This is a genomic window from Arthrobacter rhamnosi (assembly GCF_054510855.1).
Genome location: NZ_JBTNDT010000005.1, coordinates 61,444 through 84,281, shown reverse-complemented (window position 1 = coordinate 84,281; position 22,838 = coordinate 61,444). Strand labels below are relative to the sequence as shown.

Sequence of the window (22,838 nt, the reverse complement as noted above, 5' to 3'; positions counted from 1 at the left end):
TCGGATGCAACGACGTCAGGCGGGCAGCGTGTGGGCCCGGACCGCGTCCCTGACCTCGGAGGGAAGATCCGTCAGGCCGTGGGCCGTCGCCGCATGGCTCCGCACGTTGGACAGGATCTCGTCGTCCGAGGCGCAGACCCAACGGGCATCACACCCGGGAACCACGTCACCGCAGGCAAAGGACTTCATGGCGCTTCCCCCTTCGTGTCGGCCGGACGTGTCCCCGTCCGCCGGGTCGGTAGGGCGCCGGACGGACGCTGGCACCGGCACTATCGTAGGGGCCCCGACAGTGGCCTGACGAGCGGAAAGTGCGACGACGACCGTGTGCCCGCGGGCCGCTGGAGGCCCGGCCGGGATGGGACGGACGTGCCTCGCAACGAGGGGTTCGAAGCTGCCCGCGGTCATCCGTTGCCCGATACGGCAGTACGGTAGTAGAAAGCCTGCTGATGAATCGCGGGACAGGGACGCACAACAGGCGTCGCGGCGTCGTACTTCCGGCGGCCGGCGCGGAGGACTGGGAATGAATCGGCAGGCACACGTGCAGCGGATCAGGGAGGCGTTGTCCAGCACGGGCCTGGGCTTCGAGGACGTGTGGCTTCGCTACTACTCGTTGGGCGGACTCGTCTCCCAGTTCGAGATCGAAGCGTATGTGGGCGGCGTGCTGGAGCTGCCCGTCGAGGAGTGCGACCTGCTGGCCGACGCGATGAACGAACTCCTGGCAGAGGTTCCGGGGGAAGGAGGCTTCCGGGTTCCCCGGTGCTCCGAACACCGGCTGGACGCAGCAGAGGAATCCTCGCTGGATTCCCGCCGGGCACTCGGCCTCGCCGGAGCCTTCCTGTTCACCGACGAGGAGCAGGAGGTCGATCGGCTCGACGCGGTGTCGCGCACCGGACTGCTCGATACGGGGCAGGAGGAGCGCTTCGACAGGATCACGAGGGAAGCCAGGGAGTACTTCCAGTGCAGTTCGGTGATCATCGCGCTGATCGACGACCACCGGCAGTTCCTCAAATCCGTGATCGGCCCGATCCAGCAGAACATGCCGAGGGAGATCTCCTTCTGCAATGCCACCATCCGGAACGCAGGCGCCCTGATCGTGCGGAACGCACTCGAGGACGATCGTTTCCGGCACAACCCGCTCGTTCTCGGGGAGCCCTACATCCGCTTCTATGCCGGCTACCCGCTGCGCGGTCCGGGCGGGTGGACGGTCGGCACCCTCTGCGTGATCGACCAGGAACCCCGGGACTACTCCCACCGCGACGGCAGGAAGCTGCGGGCCCTGGCGCGTGCCGTGGAGGACGAGATCAACGGCCCCCGAAGCCTTCCCTGAGGTACCCGGGTCGTACCTGTGGCAGTCGCAGGGTGGCTAGAGCTGGGCGGCGTCGGCGGTAGAGGTCGACGCACGCGCGGCATCCGCGTCGTCGCGTCGGTCCAGTTCCTCGGTGAGCTCCTCGTTGCGCTGATCCGTCTCGGGGTCGACTTCGCCGTCGTGGACGTACTCATGCGCCATCTCGCGCTGGATCCTGCTGTTCAGGACTTCGACCTCGGACAGCTCGAGGGGCGTCAGATCCTCGGGGAAGGGTTCGGAAGGGGTAAGCCGGGAGTTCATAGCACCTGTCTTCGGGAAACGAGCACGGTGGATACCCGGCTCGCTTCTGAACCGTCGCCGGCACCGCCGGTTGATCATCATCCTACTGACCCGGCGCGCTGAACGGCCATCAGGGCCCGGCGGGCGCGGCGCGTCGCGCCTGTCCATCGTCCGGGAGGAGCGCCGCTTCGATAACGAAGTGGGACGCGCGCTGGTGTTGGAGGGCTGGACAGGCACAATGGAGGTGCAAACGAATGCCACGAGCGACGACAGGGCCCTCCGGTTCCCATCGTCGCTCTCCCTGTGTTCGCCATTGGAAGAGAAGGGCTGGGCGCATCATGTCAGCAGAGGACCGTCACCGGCTTGCCGTCGCAGCAGCGGACAAGGAGGCAGCGGCGTTCGAATTGGATCATGCCGAACTGAACCTCCAGGAAGCCATCGTGGTCGCGCTCGAGCACGGCGAAGACCCGGAGGTCATCGCGGAGGTGGTTGATCTGGAGCCGGAGAAGGTCCTCGAGCTGAAGGGCTCCGTCGACCAGCCGCCCTTGCCCAGCCTGGAGGACCTCACCTCGGTGGCTCCCGACATGGCCCTGCCGGGAAGCGTCCCCGACGCGAGCTAGCGCCCCGGCCCACACCGGTCAGGGGTGTCCGGGCCGTTCCAGGGGAGGTGTCCGCGGTGGCGCTGATCGTCGCGGTGATCCCGTGGCTTCGAACGCCGCAGCGAGGCGCAGCAGTTCGGTGTCACGGTAGGCGGGTCCGGCGAACGTGAGCCCCACGGGCATCCCGATGTCGTGCATCATCCCCATGGGTACGGTGACCGTCGGTATGCCGAGGTGTCGGGGGACGAGGTTCCCGTTCGACACCCACACGCCGTTGCGCCAGGCGACGTCCGCCGACGCGGGGTTCGTGTCGCAGTCGGCCGGCCCGACATCCGCTGCGGCCGGGAAGAGAACGGCGTCCAGTCCGAGGCCCTCCATCCAGGACTCGAGGTCCACCCGTCGCGTCTCCTCGAGCCCCTGCAGTCCCTCTTCCAGGTGCGGGATGTCCGTGAGATCGACTGCCCCGTGAACCCGGATGTGCGCGGGGTACCCTGCGATGTCGTCGTCGAAGCCCGAGTACCGGTCGGGCAGCGCGCGGCTGTCCGGAGGGAAGATCCTGGCGCCGTCGACGTCGGCGAGCGAATCGAGGTCCGGGTCGCCGTTCGCCTGCAGGAAGTCGTGCCAGGCCCACGCCGAGAGGTCGATGATCTCGCTCCGCAGGTATCCGGCGCTCACCAGCCCACGGGTGCGGATGGTCGGTGCGCCGGGGCGGTCACCCTCGTAGTTGGAGACGACAGGGAAATCCACCTCGATCACTTCCGCTCCGGCGCGTTCGAGGTCGGCCCGGGCCGCCGCCCACAGGTCCAGGATCGAGTCCCGCGTCCGGATGCGCTGCCCGGTCGGTCCGCCGAGTCCCGGCGCGGGGGCGGTGCCGGCGTCGGGGTCCCTGTTGATGTACATGCGCGGAACGCCGAGGCGCTTCCCGGCGAGGTGCCGGTGCGCGTCGTCGGGAGTGCGGGGGGCGAGGGACGGGTAGGAGTCCGGTCGGAGCGATGACGCCGGAGGGATGGCGATCCACGGCTGGACGCGCCAGAAGTTCCCGCGTGCCTCGTCGTCGTCGGCGACGATGATGTCGAGAATCTCGAGCAGGTCTGCCATGGTGCGGGAGTGGGGGACGACGACGTCCATGGTGGGCACGAGGGGCCAGTTCCCGCGGACGGAGATCACGCCGCGCGAGGGCGTGTAGGCGCAGAGGCCGTTGTTCGAGGCCGGCGCCCGGCCGGAGGACCAGGTCTCCTCCGCGAGTCCGAAGGCGGCGAAGCTCGCTGCAGTCGCCGTCCCCGACCCGTTGGACGATCCGGAGGCGAACGCGGCGGTCAGGTAGTCCGCGTTGTAGGGGCTTTCCGCCCGCCCGTACACCCCGCGCTGCATGCCCCCGTTTGCCATGGGGGGCATGTTCGTGAGGCCGAGGAGGATGGCTCCGGCGTCGCGCAGCCGGCCGATGGTGAAGGCGTCCTGCTGGGCCACGAGGTCCTGGAACGCCGGCGACCCGGCGGCGACGGTCAGGCCCTTCACCTTGTAGCTGTCCTTCGCGGTGTACGGGATGCCGTCCAGCGGTCCCCGTGCCTCGCCGCGCGCCCTCCGCTCGTCCGAGGCGCATGCCTCATCGAGGGCGGAGGGGTTCATCACGACGACGGCGTTGAGCCGTATCCCGTCCCGGTCGTAGGCCTGGATCCGCTGCAGGTAGGCGGTGACGAGTTCTTCGCTGGTGGTCCGGCCCGCCACCAGGGCCTCGCGGAGGTCCCGGATGGTGGCCTCGACGACATCGATCGGCATCAGTCCATCTCCTGAAGGGTTCGCGGGGCCGGCTGCTGCTGGGTGATGCAGTGGATTCCTCCGCCGAAGGCGAAGATGTCGCGGGCGTCCACCAGTTCGATCGTCCGGTCCGGATAGGCGGCGGCCAGGATGTCGGCGGCCACCGCGTCGTTCGGATCGTCGAAGGCGCAGAGGAGCACGACGCCGTTGGCGACGTAGTGGTTGATGTAGGACCAGTCCACGAATCCGTCGTCGTCGCGGATGACCGTGGGTGCGGGCACATCGACGATCGTCAGCGGCGCGCCCTCGGCGTCGACGGCCGAGCCGAGCGCGGAGCGCAGGAGGCGGGTCACCTCGAAGTCCGGATGCCGGGGGTCGTCCTGCCGGTGGAGGAGCAGTGTCCCGGACGCGGTGAACGCCGCGACGATGTCCACGTGTCCCCGGGTGCCGAAGTCCCCGTAGTCCCGCGTCAGGCCGCGCGGAAGCCAGACCGCGTGGCGCGTCCCCAGGCGCGCGTGGACCTCGCCTTCCACGGACTCCTTCGTCGCCGCCGGGTTCCGCCCGGGGTCGAGCTGCACGGTGTCGGTCAGCAGGACCGTGCCGCGGCCGTCGATGTGGAATCCGCCGCCTTCATTGACGAGCGCGCTCTGCGAGGCGCTCACCCCGGCCAGCCGTGCGACGGCCCGGCCGACGTGCTCGTCCCGGGACCATGCGGCCCAGTCCTGGGCTCCCCATCCGTTGAAGACCCAGTCGACCGCGTCCACTGCCCCGTCGCGCCCGTGGACGAACGTCGGTCCGGAGTCGCGGAGCCATGCATCGTCGAGGGGAACGGCCTCGATGCCGATGCCCGCTCCCAGCATGGTCCGCGCCGTCTGCACGTCGGCTGGATCGGCGAGGACCGTGACCGGCTCGTAGCGGGCGAGAGTCTCCGCGACCCGGACCCACGCCGCCCGGGCCCGGTGCAGCGTGGTGCTGCCGGGCTGCCCGAAGGTGTCATTGGCCGGGGGAAAGGCCATCCACGTGCGGTCGTGCCTCGCCCATTCGGCAGGCATCGTTCCGCCGGCAGGGATCGTTCCGCCGGCGGGCACCAGGTCCGGCACCTCGTCGGCCGGAGCGGGGCGGGGGGATCGTACGGAGTTCACGGGAATTCCTTCGCGGGGCCGGAGGTCCGCCGCATGGCAGACCGATCTGCCGGGGACCTAAAATGAATGGCATTCATTATTTCGGACCACTGTAGGGGACGGAGGAGACCTCGCACAAGCATCGGACGGATATCCGTGGAACCGGCCTCAGTCGGGGGCGGGGAAGGTGGCCCCCAGCGCCGACAGGACACCGCGGGCCTTGACGCGCACCTCGTCCCACTCCTCCGCCGGGTCGGAGTCGGCGGTGATCGCCCCGCCGACGCCGAGCGTCAGGCGGGTGCCTTCGTCGTCGTCCTGCAGGACCAGGGTGCGGATGACGACGGCGAGGTCGGCGGCGCCGGTGAGGCTGAAGTAGCCCGCGGCTCCGGAGTACGGGCCGCGGGGGGCTCCCTCGAGGCGGTCGAGGATGGCCATGGTGCTGATCTTGGGCGCGCCGGTCATCGAGCCGGCGGGGAATGCCGACGCGATGACGCCTGCGCGGGCGCTTCCGGGCCGCAGCCGGGCGTCGATCGTGCTGACCATCTGGTGCACGGTGGCATAGGTCTCGATGGCGCACAACCTGCTGACCGTCACCGAGCCCGGCACTGCATGGTGGGAGAGGTCGTTGCGGAGGAGGTCCACGATCATGATGTTCTCCGCGCGGTCCTTCTCCGAGGTCCTGAGGTCCTCGGCGAGCGCGGCGTCGGCGTCCGGGTCGGCCGAGCGGCCCCGGGTCCCCTTGATCGGTTCCGCCCGCATCCGGCCGTCGGCGGTGAGTTCCAGGAAACGCTCGGGCGAGGTGCTCGCGATGGCGAAGCCCGGGAAGCGGAGGAAGTGGGCGAACGGCGCGGGACTCGCGGCGCGCAGGCGGAGGTACGCGGAGAGCGGGTCGGCCCGTTCCACGCGGGCGGACAGCGACGTCGTCAGGCACACCTCGTAGGTGTTCCCCTCCGCGATCTCGTCCTGCGCCCGGCGGACCTTGCCGAGGTACTCCTCGCGCGAGTCGCGGACGGCGAAGGGGGGTACGCCCAGCGGGGGCGACGGCGGAGCGGGGGGCGGCGCCGCGACGGCGTCCCGTGCCTGCCGCAGCCAGGCGTCGCGTTCCGGATCCGGCCGCCCGTCCGAGAGGGACAGCAGGAAGACGGCGCCGTGGTCGTGGTCGATGACGACGGCGCGGCCTGCGAAGAGGAGCGCGGCGTCGGGCAGGGCATCGCCGGCCTGCTCGGAGTCCGAGCCCCCCGTCTCCCGCTTCAGCTCGTACCCGAGGTAGCCCAGCCACCCGAGCCCGAACTCGCATCCGGGCACCTGGGGCCTCCGGACGGCCCTGCGCCCCCAGACGTCCTCGAGCCACCGGAAGAAGGGCTCGCGGATGCGGGTGGTCACTGCTCCGGCGGTGACCTCCGTGATTCCGGCCTGGTGCAGTGCCTGCTGCCCGAAGACGCCGCCGGCATCGGCCAGGATGCTGAACCTGCTGCGGCCCCCGGTGGTGGGGGCGGTGCCGGCGTCGGAGCTGTCGAGCCATGCGGCGGCGGGGGCGCTGCCGTACAGCGCGGAGAAGAGTGCGGCGGGGTCCGGGACCGCGTCGATGCCCTCGCAGTCGACCGTGAGCCCGCGCCGTCCCGCACGCTCCGGCGCCATCAGGGCGGCGCAGGCGGGTAGGGCGGTGAGCGCGAGCCGGATCGCGCGGGGCTGCGGGCCGTTGTGGCCCTGCACGACGACGTCGGCGGCGGCGCACGGATCGTCGGCGGCCAGCCATGCCGATTCCTGGTCCGCCCAGCGCTGCCAGAAGGGCGCGTAGGTCTCGCCGTCGCGCTCGAGGGCGGAGCGGCGCCGGATCTCCTCGTCGGCCTCCACCCAGAGAACGACGTCCAGGTGGGCGCGGGCAGCGGCGGCCGCGGCGCCGACTCCTTCGAGGAGGACGATCTCGGCGGCCGGCGTCGTGCGCTCGGGCCCGTCCCGGCCCTCCTTCCAGTCCCAGGCGTTCCATCGTGCGGACCGTCCCGCCTTCAGGGGGCGGACCACCTGGTCGACGTAGCGGGCTATGCCGTCATCGAGCCCGTCCCACCCGGGGTAGATCTCCTCGAGGTGGAAGAGGGTGACGGTGTGGTGCTCGCGGAGGAGTGCCGCGAGTTCCACGGCGAGGGTGGTCTTGCCGGCACCGGAGCGGCCGTCGATCGCGATGAGCAGGGGTGTCTCGGCAGGCACGGCTCAGGCCAGGGCGAGCAGCGCGCCGACGCCGACGAAGAGGGAACCGAAGGTGCGGTTCAGGAGGACCTGCCCGCGGTCGTCCTGCGTGAAGCGGCGGAAGGAGCGCGCGGTTCCGGCGTAGAAGAACCACATGACCAGGACGTCGATGCCGATGACGGTCGCGGCGAGCACTCCGTACTGGGCGGGCAGCGGTTCCTCCGGCCGGATGAACTGCGGGATGAGGGCGAGGAAGAACACGATGGCCTTCGGGTTGAGCAGGTTGACCCAGACGCCGCGCCGGAACATCGAGAGGACGCCCTCGTCGCCCTGCAGTGCACGGATGTCGCTGTGCTCGGGCTTCTGGAGGAACTTCCGCACGCCGAGGTACGCGAGGTAGGCAGCGCCCGAGTACCGGATGAGGTTGAAGGCGAGGGGTGAGTTGGCGACGAGGATCCCGACGCCGGCCGCGGCGATACCGATGTGCACGAGCAACGCGGCCTGCTGCCCGAGGATGCCCCAGATGGAACGGCGGAAGCCGACCGTCAGGGCATTGCTCATGGTGTTCACGGCACCGGCGCCGGGAACGAAGCTGATCAGCGTTCCGGCGCCGAGCAGCGCCAGCCAGAGGGAGGGATTCACCCGTTCATGGTAAGCGCCGCGGGTCAGCCGTCCGAACCGTCGGCGTCGAGCTCGTTGCTGACGTAGCGGACGACGCCGTCCACCGCGCCGTCGACCATCCGCCAGGTGGCGTCGAAGTCGCTCGCGTCGCCGTACCAGGGGTCGTAGATGCCCAGCTCCTCGAGGTCGGTGTCCGTCGTCGAGGGATCGAACTCGCGTAGCAGGTGGATCCTGTCACGGGCGTCGTCGTCCGGCGCTTCCGACCGCAGCTGGCGGTAGTGGTCCAGGTCGAGGGCGAGGATGAGGTGCCGCTCGCGGTACCAGCCCGGTTCGAAACGGCGGGCCCGGTGCAGGTGGCTCTCGATCCCGAGTTCGGTCAGCTTCGTCGCCGCGCGCTCGTCGATGGGGCGGCCCGCCTCCCAGTCGGTGGTGCCCGCGGAATCCACGACGACGTCGCCTGCCATGCCGGCCTTCGCGAAGGCGTGGGTCAGCATGAGCTCGGCCATGGGGGAGCGGCAGATGTTGCCGGTGCAGACGGTGACGATGCGGTACATCCCGCCAGCCTAGCCGCGGATCCCGCGCTTGCACCTACTGCCCGGGCGGGGCGATCGCCGCCCGACCGGGGGCCCGCGCTCAGTCCCGCGCGAGGATCTCGACGCTCGGCATGAGGAACACGGCGGCGTCCATCCGCGCCCACCTGCGCCAGCCCTCGGCGAGGCGCTCGAGCGTCTGCTGGTCGGCGAGCCCGCGGTCGAGGGTCTGCTCCGCGAAGGCCGAGTGCAGGACGCGATCCGCCCAGGACCCGGCGTGGAAGCGGCGCTCCTCGGGGGTGGCGTAGGTCCAGTTCGACGACGACACCTCCACGTGCGCGAAGCCGGCGGCGGACGCCCAGCCCGGCAGCCTCCGTCCCGCATCCGGCTCGCCGCGGTTGCCGCGGGCCAGGTCGCGGTACAGCGTCCTCCACTCCTCCAGTTCCTCGACCGCCGGATGCCAGGCCATGGCCCCGAAGTCGGCGTCACGCGCGGCGACGATGCCGCCGGGACGCACCACACGCCGCATCTCGCGGAGCGCGGCCACCGGGTCGGCGACGTGCTGGAGGAGCTGGTGCGCATGGACGACATCGAAGGACTCGTCCGCGAAGTCGAGGTCGTAGACGTTCCCCTCACGGAATTCCACGTTCGCGAGGTCCCGGTGCGTCTCGGCCGCCTGGGCGACGACGTCCGCCGAGCTGTCGATGCCGATCACCGACCCCGGTGCCACGATGTCAGCGAACCCTGCGGTGATGCTCCCGGGGCCGCACCCGATGTCCAGCAGGTCCATGCCCGCCTCCAGGTAGGGCTCGAGGTAGGCGGCCGAGGACGCGACCGTCCGCGCCGCGTGCGCCGTGGTCACGCTCGGGTGGTGTCCGTGGGAATAGACCTCATCGTTCATTCCGGAAGGCTAACCCGGAGCAGGGGCCTCAGCCAGCACCGACGTCGTCCTGCGCCTCATTCTTGGCGGCAACCGTCGCGTCGGTTATTTTCCGCATCATGTCGAGCAGCAGGGCGAGCTGCTCGTCCGAGTACTGGTCGAACACGCCGCTGATGTGGCGGGCGAGCGGGGCGAACAGCATCGCGCCGGTGGCGCGCGCCTTCTCGGTCATCTCCAGGTGCACCTGCCGGCGGTCGACGTCGCTGCGGCGGCGCGTGACATGGCCTGCGGAATCGAGGCGGTCGACGAGCGCCGTGGTGGCCGGCGAGCTCAGGTTCAGCTCCTCCCGGAGCAACCCCGGGGTGACGGTGAGCCCGGCGCTGGCCGCGCCCATCATGATGCCCAGGGCCTGGAGGTCGGTGCGGTAGAGGCTGTCGCGCTCGCTGGCGGCCTCGACGTAGCGGTCCGTCTCGATGGTGAACTGCCGCAGGAGTGCCAGGAGTTCGTCCTTCGTCGCCATGGGTCCCGCCTCCTTTTCCTCCAGTTTAGGTCGGTTCCTATTATCTCCACCATGGATATACTTTATCGCAGAGATAATTTCGAAGAGTGGAGAGCGTCATGAGGAACAGCTGGTTGAGGGTGCTGCTGCCCGTTGTCGTCGTGCTGATCTGGCTGGTGGGCGCGGCCGTGGGCGGCCCGACCTTCGGGCGGCTCGACGAGGTCTCCAGCAACGACGCGGCGTCCTTCCTGCCCGCGAGCGCCGAATCCACCGAGGCGGGCGAGCTGCAGCAGCGGTTCAGCGACTCGGATGCCATCCCTGGCGTGATCGTCGCCGAATCGGACACGGCCATCGAGCCGCGGAACCTCGGCCTGTACGAGGAGATCGGGGTGGAGCTGGGCAAGGTGGAGGGACTCGAACCGCCGGCCGCCGGAGCGCCCGCCGTCGCCGGGCCCGTGCCGTCCGAGGACGGTCTCGCGGTGCAGTACATCGCCTTCGTCTCGGCCGACGCCGAACTCGCCGACGTCGTCGGAGACCTGCGGGCGGTCCTGGCGGACGAACTGCCCGACGGCGTGACGGGATACGTCACCGGACCGGCAGGCTTCACTAACGACCTGGTGGATGCGTTCGGCGGCATCGACGGGATCCTGCTCGGCGTGGCGCTCGGAGCCGTGTTCGTCATCCTGCTGGCCGTCTACCGCTCCGTCGTCCTCCCGTTCCTGGTCCTCCTGACCTCGGTGTTCGCGCTCGCGACGTCGATCCTGCTGGTCTTCGCCTTCGCGAAGCTCGATGTGATCCAGCTGACCGGCCAGAGCCAGGGCATCCTGTCGATCCTCGTGATCGGCGCGGCCACGGACTACGCGCTGCTGCTCGTCGCACGCTTCCGCGAAGCGCTGGCGGAGCACGAGCTGAAGTGGGACGCGATGCGCGTGGCCTACCGGACGTCGGTGGCGCCGATCCTCGCGTCCGGTGCCACGGTGATCCTCGGGCTGCTGTGCCTGCTCTTCTCGGATCTCAACTCGAACCGGAGCCTCGGACCGATCGCCGCGATCGGCATCGCCTTCTCGCTCGGCGCAGCACTCACGTTCCTCCCGGCCCTCCTGCTCCTCTTCGGCAGGGGCGCTTTCTGGCCGCTGCGGCCGCGCTACCGTCCTCGGACCGCGGCCGCCGCCCCCGGGGGCAGGCATGCGGCAGCCGCCGGAGACGACGCCGTACCCGACGCCGTACCCGACGCCGGACCCGACGCCGCACCCGACAGGGGACTCGAGCAGGTCCGAGGCCTGTGGCGGAGGGTTGCCCTGCTGGTGGCCCGCCGCCCCCGCGTCCTGTGGATCGCCTCGCTGCTGCTCCTGGTGGCCGGGGCCCTCGGACTGACCCAGCTGCAGGCCGGTGGGGTGCCGCAGTCGGCCCTGATCCTGGCGCCGTCGAACGCGGTCGACGGTCAGGAGGCGCTCGGCCGCCACTTCGACGCCGGGTCCGGCAGCCCGGTCTACGTCGTCGCACCGGAGGCCGATGCCGACGCCGCGCTCGCCGTCGTGTCCGCGCAGGAGGGCGTCTCCGATGCCGCGCTGACCACGGACCCCGGTGGCGCCGCCGTCGTCGAGGACGGGCGGGTGCTCATCAGCGGGACGCTCGAATACCAGGCGGATTCGGACCGGGCCGAGGACGTCGTCCGTGACCTGCGGACCGCCCTCGACGACGCCGGCCCGGATGCCTTGGTAGGGGGAGTCACGGCGGTGGCGGTGGATACCAATGACACCGCACTGGCGGACCTCGGGAAGATCATCCCGATCGTGCTGCTCGTCATCCTCGGAGTGCTGGTCGTCCTGTTGCGGTCCATCCTCGCGCCGGTGCTCCTCGTGGCCAGCGTCGCCCTCTCGAACGCGACGGCCCTGGGCGTCTCCGCGCTGGTGTTCAACGGCGTCTTCGGGTTCGAGGGCGCGGACGCATCGGTGCCGCTCTTCGCCTTCGTGTTCCTGGTGGCACTCGGCGTGGACTACAACATCTTCCTCATGACGCGGGTGCGGGAGGAATCGCTCCGGATCGGTACGCGGCCGGGGATCCTCCGCGGACTGGGGGTGACCGGAGGCGTGATCACCTCCGCCGGCGTGGTGCTGGCGGCGACCTTCGCGGCGCTCGGCGTGATCCCGATCCTCTTCCTCGCGCAGATCGCCTTCATCGTCGCGTTCGGTGTCCTGCTGGACACCGTGCTGGTGCGCTCGCTGCTGATTCCCGCACTGGCGTACGACATCGGTCCGAGGATCTGGTGGCCCTCGAAGCTGGGCGCGGTGCCGTCGGCGCGGTAGCGCAGTACGCAGAAGGACCCTGCCGGCGGTCCTTTCGCCCGTCTCCTCCTGAAAGCTTCCTGCACAGCAACTGCACAGGTTCTGGAAAGCGGGGGCCCAAGTCGGCGAGGGAAGGTAGGGGAACCCAGCAGGACCCGTACGGGATACTGGACCGCAGCGCTCCGCCTGCAATCCACTCCGGCTCCGGCCGGTACTCCCGCAAGACACCAGGAAGACCGATGGCCGACGCCTCCCACTCCATGACCGACAACCTGCCGCGCCTTGCACACCCCGACGGCAGCCCGATCCGGGCCCTCGTCGTCGACGACGAGACGAGCCTCGCGGAACTCGTCAGCATGGGCCTTCGGATGGCGGGCTGGAGCGTGACGACGGCCGGTGACGGCGCCGCAGCCGTGTCCGCGGCGCGGACCTTCCGCCCCGACGTCCTGGTCCTCGACGTCATGATGCCCGGCGTCGACGGCATCGAGGCGCTCAGGAGGATCCGCACGTTCGCACCGAATGTCCCTGCCCTGTTCCTCACCGCGAAGGACGCCGTGCAGGACCGCATCTCCGGGCTCTCGGCCGGCGGCGACGACTACGTCACGAAGCCCTTCAGCATGGAGGAGCTTCTGCTGCGCCTCCACCGCCTCGTCCAGCGCTCCGGCGTCGCGGCGTCGGATTCCGCGGAACTGGTGGTCGGGGACCTCGTGATGAACGTCGACACGCGCGAAGTCACCCGTAAGGGAGAGGACATCGCCCTGACCTCCACCCAGTGGGAGCTGTTGCGCTACCTCATGGAGAACCCGCGCTGCGTGGTCAGCAAGTCGCAGATCCTCGACAACGTGTGGAACTACGACTTCGGTGGCCAGGCGAACATCGTCGAGCTGTACATCTCCTACCTCCGCAAGAAGATCGACGCCGGGCGCACTCCCATGATCCACACCGTCCGCGGCGCCGGGTACGTGCTCAAACCCGCGGCTCCGTGACCCCTCCGCATCCCGCGGGCCCCCGACCGGGACGCCGTCCGCTGCACCTCCGCACGAAGCTGATCCTGGCGACCCTCGCACTGCTCACGGCGATCTGCGTGGCCATCGGCGTCCTCAGCCACCTCGCCATGTGCAGCTACCTCACGGGGCAGCTCGACGACGCGCTCACGCCCGCCGCCGGGCGCGCCGGTTTCCCCGGCGGGCGTCCATTCGGCGACGGCGACCGGCCCTTCCGGAACGTGGATCCGGAGAACGCGGCAGGCCAGCGACCGGGCACGCTCAACGCCGTCTTCTCTGATGGCGAGGCGCAGAACTCCGCGCTGGTGCAGGACGACGGCACCACGGAACCGCTCACCCACGCCGACCTCGACGTGCTCGCGGCCGTCGATCCCGGCAGTGGACCCGCGGAACTGGAGCTCTCGAGCGGGCACTACCGCGTCGATGCCGCGGCCCTGCCCAGCGGCCTCACCCCCGACGGCTCCGTGCTCGTCACCGGCCTGTCCACCACCGAGCGCGACAGCACCCTCGTCTCCCTTGACCTCACCGTGGCGGGGCTCTCGCTGGCCGGACTGGCGCTGACCGGGCTCGCCGGAACCGTGATCATCCGCCGGTCACTGCGCCCCCTCGAGGAACTGTCTGCTGTGGCGACGTCCGTCTCGCAGCTTCCCCTGTCCTCCGGCGAAGTGGCCATCCCCGTACGGGTCCCCCCTGCCGCAGCCCAGCCCGGCACGGAGGTCGGCACCGTAGGGCTGGCCCTGAACGAGATGATCGACCACGTCACGTGCGCCCTGCGGGAACGCCATGCGAGCGAGCTGAAGGTGCGGCAGTTCGTGGCGGACGCGAGCCACGAACTCCGCACCCCCCTCACCTCCATCCGCGGCTACACCGAGCTGGTGCTCATGAGCGAGGCCGTGAGCCCGTCCGGACGGTCAGCGCTCGAACGCGTGGACAGCGAGTCGAAGCGCATGTCGTCCCTCGTCGAGGACCTCCTGCTGCTCGCGCGCCTCGACGAGGGCCAGCGCGGCGAGGCATCCGACGTCGACCTCACCGAACTCGTGATCGAGACGACGAGCGATGCGCAGGTGTCCGCACCGGGCCACACCTGGAGCCTGGACCTGCCGGACGAGCCCGTCGAGGTGCGGGCCGTCGAGGCCGAGCTCCGCCAGGTGCTCATCAACCTGCTCTCCAATGCGCACAAGCACACGCCGCCGGGCACGGGAATCTCCACAGCCCTCGCAGTGGGGGAGGGGAGCGCGAGCATCACCGTCACGGATTCGGGTCCGGGCATCGATCCGGCCTTCCTCGGCACCATCTTCACCCGGTTCAGCCGGGGGGACGCAGCGCGGTCCGCGAGCGCGGGCAGCACGGGCCTCGGACTCGCGATCGTGCAGGCGCTCGTCGAGGCGAACGGCGGGAGCATCAGTGTGACCAGCGAGCCGGGATGCACGCGGTTCCGCGTGGACCTCCCGGTCTCACAGGCTGGTCACGACCCGGACCAAGAGCATTCCTAGGTTCGCCGACTACAAGTGGAGTATGACCATGTCAGCAATGCGCCCCGGATCCCGCTCCTCCGCCCGCCGTGTAGTCGTCCTCGTGGGTATCGACGGTGCCGGCAAGACGACGGCGGCCCGCGCCCTCAGCCGGCTCCTCGGGCCGACCACGCCGACGCTCGTCCTCGCCAACCACTCGGGACGGCGCACCATGACGTCCTGGCTCGAGAGGACGGGCGTCTCCGTTCCGCCCCAGGTCCTGGACCTCGCGGAGTCCGTCATCAGATCGGTTCATGTGATCTCGAACCACCTCCGGTCACGGACGTTCGAGGGCGTCGTCATCCTGGACCGGCACCTGCACTGCCAGCAGGCGCTGCGCGCCGCACGCGGGCTGGGCCGCGGCCGCTTCGTGGCGGCCATGACGCGCCTGCTTCCGGCCGTCGACGCTGTGGTGTTCCTCGATGTCAGCCCCGAGGAGGCGTACCGCCGCATCGTGGCACGCGGCACCGATACCGAGACCATCGAGGACCTGCGTGCCTACCGGGACGGCTATCTCGGGCTCCCCGAGCAGGCCTCCTTCCACCGGATCGCTGCGGACGCGCCGCTCCTCGCCGTCCTCGACGATCTCGAGGAGGTCCTCAGCCGGCTTCCGCGCGTTCCGACGCCGGCCCGTTCGGCTGCATCCTCCCGTACAGGAATGCATGGCGGCGGCAGAGCAACACCCGCGAGGGTCGAGGTGGATCTCACCAGCCGAACCTGAAGGACACGGTGCCCCGCCCACCGCTCCTCGTTCCCGCTGCCATCACCGCCGCCGGGGACAGGCGATCCGGCGGACGGAGGCCCTGGCCGACGACGGGGGCTGAACGGGCGGATGCCCGCGAGCCTCTCGCGGCACCTGCGCCGTCCTTCCGCAAGCTTTGCGCAAGAACCTGTGGATGCAGCACCACGGGTACGGACCGTCGCTACCCTTGGGAGTGTGCCCACCCATCCGACTCCGCCACGTCCTGGCCAGCGCCAGGACGGCGGGACGATAGCCTCGCGCAACGACGCCGTCCCGGCTCCGAACGCGCCCGGGAAGGCCGCACCGCTCCTCGATCCTGCCATCCTCCGGGACATGGAACGGGACTTCCCGGGCACGTCCGTCGTCGAGCGGTTCGCCCGGGACTTCGCGCAGACCCTGGTGGGGAAGCTCGACCGGCTGGACCTCCGTGTCGGCGAAGGCGATGCACCCCGCGCCGAGGATGCCGTCCTGAGCCTCTCGACGTCGGCGGCGATGGTGGGCGCCACCCGCCTCACCCATGCCGCGATCGCGACGCAGCGGCTCATCGTGGCCGATGACCTCGAGGCCGCGCAGCGGTCGGTGGCACTCCTCCGGGCGTGCGCCGACGACACTATCCGCGAACTGCAGGAGATCTATCCGGGACGTCCCTGACCGACGACCGACCCGACACCCCGTCCGACGGCGGGGCGCTAACGCGACCGGGCCTGCCCGGGCAGGATCCGGAACCCGACACCGCGGACCGTGATGATGAGCTCCGGATTCCCGTCGGCGCGGGCCAGCTTCTGGCGGAGGTTGGCGATGTGCACCTCGATGGCCCGTTCGTCGGTCCGGCTCACGAAGTTGTACCCGCGGTAGTCCCGGCCACGGGAGACGCGCACCAGGTCCTCCTTGGTCCGCACGGCACCGTTGCTGCGCATCAGTTCGTGCAGCAGGTTGAACTCCGTCTTCGTGAGCGGCAGCTCGATGCCCGAACAGGTCGCGGTGCGGGTCTCGCCGTCCACCACCAGGCTGCCGTTCCGCAGGAGACGGTCCGACGACGTCCCGGCTCCGGTCTCCGCCGAGGGGGTGGCGGCGACGGGAGCCGGCGGCGCAGGCGTCGAGTGTGCGTGCTGGGCGATACGCGGCCGGCGCAGCATCGCGTCGATGCGCGCCCTCAGTTCGCGGGGCCGGAACGGCTTCAGGATGTAGTCATCGGCGCCCGCCTGGAGGGCCGTGAGGATGTCCGTCTCGTCCGTGCGTCCGCTCAGGACCACCACGTAGCAGTCGCTGGTGGAGCGGATCCGCCGCAGGACCTCGTACCCGTCGATGTCGGGCAGCCCGATGTCCAGCGTCACCACGACGGGGTGTTCCTGGCGGACCACGTCCACGCCCTCGCGCCCCGTGGTCGCGCCGGTGACCTGGAAGCCACCCTGCTCGAGGACGGCGGAGACGAGGTTGCGGATGTCGAGATCGTCCTCGATGACGACGGCGGCACGGCGATCGCTCGAGCTACTCATGGCCTGATGCTTCCCCATGGTGCTGGAGCGCTGCGCCCGGTGGATCGGCCGGCGATGCCTGTGCGAGGGCACGGTAGCCGGCTGCTGCGGCCATGGTGGAGGCGACGCTGATGGATTTGCGTGTCCGAGGCATATTCTCTGGACCTGTTCTCTTCGGCGGCCCGGCTGACCTCGTGGGTCCCGTGGCTTTGCGTCCCCGGCTCACACCGGGTTTGCCTTTATCGACGAGCGGCTGCCCGCCCGATGATTTTAGCAACCTGCGGGAGCACGTCTACCCCTTGCCCGTGGTGCCATTGCACCCGCAATGATGCTCGTCCTCCGGGGCACCGCGGGCGGCTCACAGCCCCGACATAAGAGCGGCACACGGCAGCCACAGGGCCGCTCCGTAGAACTGGGGGATGCCGACCTCCCCCCTCCTTCCGCCAGCGGCCTGGGTAGACTGGTCTACCCAGGCCGGAAGGGATCGAATGCAGGGGACTACGGGATCGGCGCGGGAGCGGTCGCTGGGTGCGGCGTCGAGGTTGTTCTCCGCCGACGGCGTACCTCGATGCACGTTCCTGCTCGAGGGGGCGATGAGCCGGGCGGACCTCGAAGGCCGGCCGGACCGCCTCGAGCGTGCCAGGGCCGTCGCCCGCGGACTCGCCGGTTCCCTGTGAACCGGAACCGGTTCGTCGGCCTCGGTGCCATCGGTGCCACGTCCCTGCTCTGGGGGACGACGGGAACTGCCGCGACCTTCGCCCCGGGCGCCGGCCCCCTGGCGATCGGAGCCGCCGCTCTGGGCATCGGCGGCCTGCTGCAGGCCCTCATCGCCCTCCCGGCGCTGAGGGCTGCCCTCCCGGCGCTGCGGGCGAACCTGCCGACAGTACTCCTGGGCGCGGTGGCGGTGGGGATCTATCCCCTCGCGTTCTACAGCTCCATGCACTACGCCGGAGTCGCCGTCGGCTCGGTGGTGTCCCTGGCCTCCGCGCCACTGGCCTCCGGAGTCCTCGAGCGGCTCATCGACCGCCACCCGCTGAGCCGGTGGTGGATGCTGGCCGCGGGGCTCGGTGTCCTGGGCAGCGCGCTGCTGTGCCTGTCGAAGATGCAGGGCCCGGCCGGGGACGCCGCCGGGACCGTCATCGGCACGGGGCTGGGCCTGATAGCGGGAGGCACCTACGCCACCTACTCGTGGGCGGTCCATCGCCTCATGACCCGCCGGACCAGCCGGGCCGCCTCGATGGGGGCCGTCTTCGGCGGGGGAGGGCTCCTGCTGATGCCGGTCCTCCTCATCACCGGCGCCCCGCTCGTCGCCACCACGGAGGCGTTCCTGGTCGCGGCCTACATGGCGCTGGTGCCGATGTTCCTCGGCTACCTGCTGTTCGGGTTCGGCCTCACCCGTATCTCCGCGAGTACCGCCACCACCATGACCCTCACGGAACCGGCGATCGCGGCGGTCCTCGCCGTCGTCATCGTCGGTGAACGGCTCGCCGCCGCAGGATGGATCGGCCTGGGCATCATCGGCGGAGCGCTGCTGATCCTCGCCGTCGCCCCGACCAATGCCGCGGTCCGGCAGGCGGATCAGCAACGGGAGGAGAGCCGGCAACCGTCCCTCGGCGCGTCCACCTGACTACTGCTCGCCCTACTGCTCGCCGTTCGCCCGTTCCTCGATCCAGTCGATCGCCGCGTCGGAGAGGAAGAGGCCGTCGGGCCCGCGCTCGCCCATCCACCACGAGTCGGACGCGATCAGGCCGCCGGCACGGCTGATGTCGGCGGCCACCTCCGGCGTCAGGGCACTCCCGTTGTTCTCGATGAGCCAGTCCCGCGTCCGGGGCATCACGGCCGTCCACCACTGTTCAAGGTCCATGCCGGAAGTATGCCATCGGTCCTGTCCGAGTGTGCACCGCCGGGCCGGCCGCAGGTGGCCGCCGCAGACAGGGGCGCAGATCAGGGCGCAGGGGTATGCCGGTTCTGCGGCTGCGCGTACCGTGGGCGGATGACCGCCCCAGACCCGCGTCAGCAGCACATCGTCAGCACCCTCGTCGAGGCCCACCAGGACCTGATGGGCGCGGATCCGCTCGCCTTCCGCGCACGTTTCCGCAAGATGGCGGCGGACCCCTACGCCTTCTACCGCGGCAGTGCGTCGCTGTTCTACACCGACATGGGGGAACTCGACGACCGGTGGGCGGACGAGCGCACGGGGCGGGTCTGGATCCACGGCGACCTGCACGCCGAGAACTTCGGCACCTACATGAGCAATGAGGGGCGGCTGACGTTCGACGTCAACGACTTCGACGAGGCCTACGTGGGCCACTTCTCCTGGGACCTGCGCCGTTTCGTCGCCTCGCTGACCCTGCTCTGCTGGCAGAAGGCCCTGCCGACCCGGACGGTGCGCGATCTGGCGCACACCTATCTCAATGCCTATCTCGGTGCCGTCGAGGACTATGTGGAGGACGAGCAGTCGGCCTTCGCCTTTCGGCTGGACAACACCGAGGGCACCATCCACACGGTGCTGCAGGAGGCCCGAGCGGCGCGGCGGACAGGGCTGCTCGACTCGCTGACCTCGATCGAGGGCTACGAGCGCCGGTTCCGTGACGACGGATCCATCCGGATCCTCGACGACGAGGAGCGCGCCGAGGTGGCGGACGCGTTCGAGCGCTACCTCGAAACCATTCCCGACAGCGGGCGATCGCGCCGTCGCGTGTTCTACCGGGTCAAGGGCATCGTCGGCAAGAAGGGCTTCGGGATCGGCAGCGCCGGGCTGCCGACCTACAACGTGCTCATCGAGGGGTTCGACGAGGCGCAGGAGAACGACATCATCCTGACGATGAAGCAGTCGACCGTCGCCGCGCCGAGCCGGATCGTCCAGGACGAGCGGGTCCGCAGCTACTTCACGGACGACGGACACCGCGCCGTCATCAGCCAGCGGTCGCTGCAGCCGCACACCGATCCGTTCCTCGGCTACACGAGCATCGGGGGCGTCTCGTTCGTGGTCTCCGAGCTCTCGCCGTACAAGCGGGACCTGTCCTGGGACGACCTCATCGAGCCCGAGCAGATGAAGCCCGTCCTCGAGGCCCTCGGGAAGGCGACGGCGAAGATCCACTGCTCGACGGACGAGGACAGCGACCACGACCTGGTGCCGTTCCGCACCGAGACGGCCATCCTGGCCGCCGTCGACCCCTCGCGGGACGAGTTCATCGAGGACATCACCGACTTCGGCGAGACCTACGCCGATACCGTGCGGCAGGACCACGCCCTCTTCGTCGACGCCTTCCGCGAGGGGCTCATCACCGCGGTGCCGGCAGCTTGAACAGAAGAAGTTGAGTCTGTCAGACTCAACTTCATTTTGACCTGTGACGCCCTGCGCCTATACTTGAGTGCAGAACGCTCAATCTACGCGCCCGGCGGATGAGCGCCTCGCAAATCCCGGGCAGTCGAAAGGAAATTGCATGTCACGTGCAGTAGGTATTGACCTCGGAACCACCAACTCGGTCGTCTCGGTTCTCGAAGGTGGCGAACCCACCGTCATCGCGAACGCCGAGGGCGCACGCACCACGCCGTCGATCGTCGCTTTCTCCAAGTCCGGCGAGGTCCTGGTCGGCGAGATCGCCAAGCGCCAGGCCGTCAACAACATCGACCGCACCATCTCGTCGGTCAAGCGCCACATGGGCACCGACTGGAGCGTCGCCATCGACGACAAGAAGTACACGCCGCAGGAGATCTCCGCGCGTATCCTCCAGAAGCTCAAGACGGACGCCGAGAGCTACCTCGGCGAGAAGGTCACCGACGCCGTGATCACCGTCCCCGCGTACTTCAACGACGCCGAGCGCCAGGCCACCAAGGAGGCGGGCGAGGTCGCGGGCCTGAAGGTCCTGCGCATCGTCAACGAGCCCACCGCGGCAGCTCTCGCCTACGGCCTCGACAAGGGCAAGGAAGACGAGCTGATCCTCGTGTTCGACCTCGGCGGCGGAACGTTCGACGTCTCGCTCCTCGAAGTCGGCAAGGACGAGGACGCCTTCTCCACCATCCAGGTCCGCTCGACCGCCGGTGACAACCGCCTCGGCGGCGACGACTGGGACCAGCGCGTCGTCGACTACCTGCTCTCGCAGGCCAAGGCCAAGGGCGCCGACCTGTCCAAGGACAAGATCGCCCTCCAGCGCCTGAAGGAAGCCGCCGAGCAGGCCAAGAAGGAACTGTCCTCGGCGACGTCCACGAACATCTCGCTGCAGTACCTCTCCGTCACGGCGGACGGTCCCGTCCACCTCGACGAGCACCTGTCCCGCGCGAAGTTCCAGGACCTCACCAAGGACCTGCTGGATCGCACCAAGAAGCCGTTCCATGACGTCATCGCCGAGGCCGGCATCAAGGTGGCCGACATCGACCACATCGTCCTCGTCGGTGGCTCCACCCGCATGCCCGCCGTCGTCGAACTCGTGAGGGAACTCGCAGGCGGCAAGGAGCCCAACAAGGGCGTCAACCCCGATGAGGTCGTCGCCGTCGGCGCCGCTCTGCAGGCCGGTGTCCTGAAGGGCGAGCGCAAGGACGTCCTCCTGATCGACGTCACCCCGCTGTCCCTCGGCATCGAGACCAAGGGCGGCATGATGACCAAGCTCATCGAGCGCAACACGGCCATCCCCACCAAGCGCAGCGAGACCTTCACCACGGCGGACGACAACCAGCCGTCCGTGGCGATCCAGGTCTTCCAGGGCGAGCGCGAGTTCACCCGGGACAACAAGCCGCTGGGCACCTTCGAGCTGACCGGTATCGCACCGGCCCCCCGCGGCGTCCCGCAGGTCGAGGTCACCTTCGACATCGACGCCAACGGCATCGTGCACGTGTCCGCCAAGGACAAGGGCACGGGTACCGAGCAGTCGATGACCATCACCGGTGGCTCGTCCCTCTCCAAGGAGGACATCGACCGCATGGTGCGCGAGGCCGAGGAGCACGCAGCCGAGGACAAGAAGCGCCGCGAGGCCGCTGACACCCGCAACGGCGCCGAGCAGCTCGCCTACTCCGTGGACAAGCTGATCGCGGACAACTCGGACAAGCTTCCCGAGGACGTCCGGACCGATGTGCAGGCCGACGTCGACGCACTGAAGAAGGCGCTCGAGTCGCAGGACAACGACGACGAGGTGAAGTCGGCCTTCGAGAAACTGCAGGCTTCCCAGTCGAAGCTCGGCGAAGCGATCTACGCCTCCGCCCAGCAGGACGCCGGCTCCGCCGGGGGCGCCCCAGCCGATGACCAGTCAGCCTCCGCAGGCAGCGACGAGGACATCGTCGACGCCGAGGTGGTTGACGAAGACGCCAGCGAGAAGAAGTAGCCATGCCGCACCACGGAAATGAAGAAGAGCACCAGTCGGAGCCGGTGAGCTCACCCGACGACCGGAAGATCGACCCCGAGACGGGCGAAGTCCGTGGGCAGCAGAACGACACCGGTGCTCCGGCCGCGGAGGAATCCGCGGCCGGAGGGCCGGCCGCCCCCACCGGTGATGCCTCCGAGGGAGACGCCCTGGCTCAGGCCGAGGCCATCCTGAATGAGGCCGGCGCCGACAGCGAGACCGACCCTACCGAGCAGGTCATCGCGGAACTCCGTGATGATCTGCTCCGCCTGCAGGCCGAGTACGTGAACTACCGGCGGCGCGTCGAGCGTGACCGCGACGTCGCCCGGGACCAGGCGGTCATCGGCGTCATCAACTCGCTGATGCCCGTCCTCGACGACATCGACGCCGCACGCCAGCACGGCGACCTGGCCGAGGGCCCGTTCGCGGCGATCGCGGGCAAGCTCGAGAACGTCCTCAAGGCGTACGAGCTCACCCGCATCGATGAGGTCGGCGTCGCGTTCGACCCGAACATCCACGAAGCGCTCATGCAGCAGCCGAGTGCGGACGTCCAGGCCGACAGCGTCAGCCAGATCCTCCGTGCGGGCTACCGCAAGGGCGAGCGCGTCCTCCGGGCCGCGCAGGTCATCGTGGCGGTTCCGGAGTAACCAGCACCATGAGCGCCGGGACGGTCCCCGAACGGCGGCAACGAAATTCCTGCGGGCCTGGCGG

The 22,838-nt window shown here is 69.7% G+C and carries 24 protein-coding genes and 1 riboswitch; of the genes, 12 read left to right on the top strand and 12 right to left on the bottom strand.

Annotated features, from left to right (window positions below; translation table 11 throughout):
- Window positions 1-15: 15 nt before the first annotated feature.
- Entirely contained in the window at window positions 16-189 is a 174-nt protein-coding gene (locus ACX80I_RS11400; RefSeq protein WP_459345243.1) for a DUF1059 domain-containing protein, read from the bottom strand.
- Window positions 190-520: 331 nt separating this feature from the next.
- Here ACX80I_RS11400 and ACX80I_RS11395 point away from each other — a divergent pair, with 331 nt between their 5' ends.
- Entirely contained in the window at window positions 521-1,327 is an 807-nt protein-coding gene (locus ACX80I_RS11395) for a GAF domain-containing protein (RefSeq protein WP_459345242.1), read from the top strand.
- A gap of 36 nt (window positions 1,328-1,363) precedes the next feature.
- Here ACX80I_RS11395 and ACX80I_RS11390 read toward each other — a convergent pair whose 3' ends face one another.
- Window positions 1,364-1,606: a hypothetical protein gene (locus ACX80I_RS11390; protein WP_459345241.1), complete on the bottom strand. Its 243-nt coding sequence runs from the start codon at window positions 1,604-1,606 to the stop codon at window positions 1,364-1,366.
- 317 nt (window positions 1,607-1,923) lie between these two features.
- Here ACX80I_RS11390 and ACX80I_RS11385 point away from each other — a divergent pair, with 317 nt between their 5' ends.
- A complete protein-coding gene (locus tag ACX80I_RS11385; RefSeq protein ID WP_459345240.1) occupies window positions 1,924-2,205 on the top strand; it encodes a hypothetical protein in 282 nt (93 codons plus the stop codon).
- Between the two features lie 18 nt (window positions 2,206-2,223).
- Here the strand turns inward: ACX80I_RS11385 and ACX80I_RS11380 are convergent, their stop codons facing one another.
- The 7 genes from ACX80I_RS11380 to ACX80I_RS11350 all read right to left on the bottom strand — a co-directional run bounded on the left by ACX80I_RS11380 (window position 2,224) and on the right by ACX80I_RS11350 (window position 9,795).
- Window positions 2,224-3,960 (bottom strand): amidase, encoded by a 1,737-nt coding sequence (locus tag ACX80I_RS11380; protein WP_459345239.1) that lies wholly within the window; start codon window positions 3,958-3,960, stop codon window positions 2,224-2,226.
- Window positions 3,960-4,991 (bottom strand): agmatine deiminase family protein, encoded by a 1,032-nt coding sequence (locus ACX80I_RS11375; protein ID WP_459345429.1) that lies wholly within the window; start codon window positions 4,989-4,991, stop codon window positions 3,960-3,962. Before ACX80I_RS11375 ends, ACX80I_RS11380 begins: the two co-directional genes overlap by 1 nt.
- A gap of 237 nt (window positions 4,992-5,228) precedes the next feature.
- Window positions 5,229-7,265, bottom strand: coding sequence for an aminodeoxychorismate synthase component I (gene pabB, locus ACX80I_RS11370; protein WP_459345238.1), 2,037 nt, complete (start codon window positions 7,263-7,265; stop codon window positions 5,229-5,231).
- A gap of 3 nt (window positions 7,266-7,268) precedes the next feature.
- Window positions 7,269-7,886, bottom strand: coding sequence for a LysE family transporter (locus tag ACX80I_RS11365; RefSeq protein WP_459345237.1), 618 nt, complete (start codon window positions 7,884-7,886; stop codon window positions 7,269-7,271).
- A gap of 23 nt (window positions 7,887-7,909) precedes the next feature.
- Entirely contained in the window at window positions 7,910-8,419 is a 510-nt protein-coding gene (locus ACX80I_RS11360) for a low molecular weight protein-tyrosine-phosphatase (protein WP_459345236.1), read from the bottom strand.
- 79 nt (window positions 8,420-8,498) lie between these two features.
- The gene (locus ACX80I_RS11355) at window positions 8,499-9,296 is read right to left on the bottom strand and encodes a methyltransferase domain-containing protein (protein WP_459345235.1); all 798 of its coding nucleotides are present in this window, start codon (window positions 9,294-9,296) and stop codon (window positions 8,499-8,501) included.
- A gap of 28 nt (window positions 9,297-9,324) precedes the next feature.
- Window positions 9,325-9,795, bottom strand: a complete 471-nt coding sequence (locus ACX80I_RS11350; protein WP_459345234.1) for a MarR family winged helix-turn-helix transcriptional regulator — start codon at window positions 9,793-9,795, stop codon at window positions 9,325-9,327.
- A 98-nt stretch (window positions 9,796-9,893) separates the two neighbouring features.
- Here ACX80I_RS11350 and ACX80I_RS11345 point away from each other — a divergent pair, with 98 nt between their 5' ends.
- From ACX80I_RS11345 to ACX80I_RS11325, 5 genes are all read left to right on the top strand, one after another.
- Window positions 9,894-12,080, top strand: a complete 2,187-nt coding sequence (locus tag ACX80I_RS11345; protein ID WP_459345233.1) for an MMPL family transporter — start codon at window positions 9,894-9,896, stop codon at window positions 12,078-12,080.
- A gap of 218 nt (window positions 12,081-12,298) precedes the next feature.
- On the top strand, window positions 12,299-13,045 hold the full coding sequence (locus ACX80I_RS11340; RefSeq protein ID WP_459345232.1) for a response regulator transcription factor: 747 nt from the start codon (window positions 12,299-12,301) through the stop codon (window positions 13,043-13,045).
- The gene (locus ACX80I_RS11335; protein ID WP_459345231.1) at window positions 13,042-14,556 is read left to right on the top strand and encodes a HAMP domain-containing sensor histidine kinase; all 1,515 of its coding nucleotides are present in this window, start codon (window positions 13,042-13,044) and stop codon (window positions 14,554-14,556) included. The genes ACX80I_RS11340 and ACX80I_RS11335 overlap by 4 nt, the downstream gene beginning before the upstream one ends.
- Before the next feature lie 22 nt (window positions 14,557-14,578).
- Window positions 14,579-15,295, top strand: coding sequence for an AAA family ATPase (locus tag ACX80I_RS11330; protein WP_459345230.1), 717 nt, complete (start codon window positions 14,579-14,581; stop codon window positions 15,293-15,295).
- Between the two features lie 216 nt (window positions 15,296-15,511).
- Window positions 15,512-15,967, top strand: coding sequence for an Hpt domain-containing protein (locus ACX80I_RS11325; protein ID WP_459345229.1), 456 nt, complete (start codon window positions 15,512-15,514; stop codon window positions 15,965-15,967).
- 38 nt (window positions 15,968-16,005) lie between these two features.
- Here the strand turns inward: ACX80I_RS11325 and ACX80I_RS11320 are convergent, their stop codons facing one another.
- Window positions 16,006-16,812 (bottom strand): response regulator transcription factor, encoded by an 807-nt coding sequence (locus ACX80I_RS11320; RefSeq protein WP_459345228.1) that lies wholly within the window; start codon window positions 16,810-16,812, stop codon window positions 16,006-16,008.
- The gene (locus tag ACX80I_RS11315; RefSeq protein WP_459345227.1) at window positions 16,805-16,945 is read right to left on the bottom strand and encodes a hypothetical protein; all 141 of its coding nucleotides are present in this window, start codon (window positions 16,943-16,945) and stop codon (window positions 16,805-16,807) included. Before ACX80I_RS11315 ends, ACX80I_RS11320 begins: the two co-directional genes overlap by 8 nt.
- A gap of 19 nt (window positions 16,946-16,964) precedes the next feature.
- Window positions 16,965-17,039, bottom strand: a riboswitch (cyclic di-GMP riboswitch).
- A 240-nt stretch (window positions 17,040-17,279) separates the two neighbouring features.
- Here ACX80I_RS11315 and ACX80I_RS11310 point away from each other — a divergent pair.
- Window positions 17,280-17,468 carry a hypothetical protein gene (locus tag ACX80I_RS11310; protein WP_459345226.1) on the top strand — a complete coding sequence of 63 codons (189 nt, stop codon included), beginning with the start codon at window positions 17,280-17,282 and terminating at the stop codon, window positions 17,466-17,468.
- The gene (locus ACX80I_RS11305; protein WP_459345225.1) at window positions 17,465-18,418 is read left to right on the top strand and encodes a DMT family transporter; all 954 of its coding nucleotides are present in this window, start codon (window positions 17,465-17,467) and stop codon (window positions 18,416-18,418) included. Before ACX80I_RS11310 ends, ACX80I_RS11305 begins: the two co-directional genes overlap by 4 nt.
- Window positions 18,419-18,430: 12 nt before the next feature.
- On the opposite strand, the gene ACX80I_RS11300 is transcribed toward ACX80I_RS11305, so the two are convergent.
- Window positions 18,431-18,655, bottom strand: coding sequence for a hypothetical protein (locus ACX80I_RS11300; RefSeq protein WP_459345224.1), 225 nt, complete (start codon window positions 18,653-18,655; stop codon window positions 18,431-18,433).
- Between the two features lie 129 nt (window positions 18,656-18,784).
- Here ACX80I_RS11300 and ACX80I_RS11295 point away from each other — a divergent pair, with 129 nt between their 5' ends.
- From ACX80I_RS11295 to ACX80I_RS11285, 3 genes are all read left to right on the top strand, one after another.
- A complete protein-coding gene (locus tag ACX80I_RS11295; RefSeq protein WP_459345223.1) occupies window positions 18,785-20,098 on the top strand; it encodes a DUF2252 domain-containing protein in 1,314 nt (437 codons plus the stop codon).
- A gap of 139 nt (window positions 20,099-20,237) precedes the next feature.
- Window positions 20,238-22,109, top strand: coding sequence for a molecular chaperone DnaK (gene dnaK, locus ACX80I_RS11290; protein WP_459345222.1), 1,872 nt, complete (start codon window positions 20,238-20,240; stop codon window positions 22,107-22,109).
- 2 nt (window positions 22,110-22,111) lie between these two features.
- The gene (locus tag ACX80I_RS11285) at window positions 22,112-22,774 is read left to right on the top strand and encodes a nucleotide exchange factor GrpE (protein WP_459345221.1); all 663 of its coding nucleotides are present in this window, start codon (window positions 22,112-22,114) and stop codon (window positions 22,772-22,774) included.
- Window positions 22,775-22,838 lie beyond the last annotated feature (64 nt).

Excerpts from the sequence above, each read along its gene's own strand:
- ACX80I_RS11400 (WP_459345243.1), bottom strand. The coding sequence starts at position 189 with ATGAAGTCCTTTGCCTGCGGTGACGTGGTTCCCGGGTGTGATGCCCGT.
- ACX80I_RS11340 (WP_459345232.1), top strand. The coding sequence starts at position 12,299 with ATGGCCGACGCCTCCCACTCCATGACCGACAACCTGCCGCGCCTTGCA.
- ACX80I_RS11390 (WP_459345241.1), bottom strand. The coding sequence starts at position 1,606 with ATGAACTCCCGGCTTACCCCTTCCGAACCCTTCCCCGAGGATCTGACG.
- ACX80I_RS11285 (WP_459345221.1), top strand. The coding sequence starts at position 22,112 with ATGCCGCACCACGGAAATGAAGAAGAGCACCAGTCGGAGCCGGTGAGC.
- ACX80I_RS11350 (WP_459345234.1), bottom strand. The coding sequence starts at position 9,795 with ATGGCGACGAAGGACGAACTCCTGGCACTCCTGCGGCAGTTCACCATC.
- ACX80I_RS11360 (WP_459345236.1), bottom strand. The coding sequence starts at position 8,419 with ATGTACCGCATCGTCACCGTCTGCACCGGCAACATCTGCCGCTCCCCC.
- ACX80I_RS11330 (WP_459345230.1), top strand. The coding sequence starts at position 14,579 with ATGACCATGTCAGCAATGCGCCCCGGATCCCGCTCCTCCGCCCGCCGT.
- ACX80I_RS11295 (WP_459345223.1), top strand. The coding sequence starts at position 18,785 with ATGACCGCCCCAGACCCGCGTCAGCAGCACATCGTCAGCACCCTCGTC.
- ACX80I_RS11375 (WP_459345429.1), bottom strand. The coding sequence starts at position 4,991 with ATGCCTGCCGAATGGGCGAGGCACGACCGCACGTGGATGGCCTTTCCC.
- ACX80I_RS11300 (WP_459345224.1), bottom strand. The coding sequence starts at position 18,655 with ATGGACCTTGAACAGTGGTGGACGGCCGTGATGCCCCGGACGCGGGAC.
- ACX80I_RS11385 (WP_459345240.1), top strand. The coding sequence starts at position 1,924 with ATGTCAGCAGAGGACCGTCACCGGCTTGCCGTCGCAGCAGCGGACAAG.
- ACX80I_RS11380 (WP_459345239.1), bottom strand. The coding sequence starts at position 3,960 with ATGCCGATCGATGTCGTCGAGGCCACCATCCGGGACCTCCGCGAGGCC.
- ACX80I_RS11315 (WP_459345227.1), bottom strand. The coding sequence starts at position 16,945 with ATGCCTCGGACACGCAAATCCATCAGCGTCGCCTCCACCATGGCCGCA.
- ACX80I_RS11320 (WP_459345228.1), bottom strand. The coding sequence starts at position 16,812 with ATGAGTAGCTCGAGCGATCGCCGTGCCGCCGTCGTCATCGAGGACGAT.
- ACX80I_RS11355 (WP_459345235.1), bottom strand. The coding sequence starts at position 9,296 with ATGAACGATGAGGTCTATTCCCACGGACACCACCCGAGCGTGACCACG.
- ACX80I_RS11395 (WP_459345242.1), top strand. The coding sequence starts at position 521 with ATGAATCGGCAGGCACACGTGCAGCGGATCAGGGAGGCGTTGTCCAGC.
- dnaK (WP_459345222.1), top strand. The coding sequence starts at position 20,238 with ATGTCACGTGCAGTAGGTATTGACCTCGGAACCACCAACTCGGTCGTC.
- ACX80I_RS11310 (WP_459345226.1), top strand. The coding sequence starts at position 17,280 with ATGCAGGGGACTACGGGATCGGCGCGGGAGCGGTCGCTGGGTGCGGCG.
- ACX80I_RS11345 (WP_459345233.1), top strand. The coding sequence starts at position 9,894 with ATGAGGAACAGCTGGTTGAGGGTGCTGCTGCCCGTTGTCGTCGTGCTG.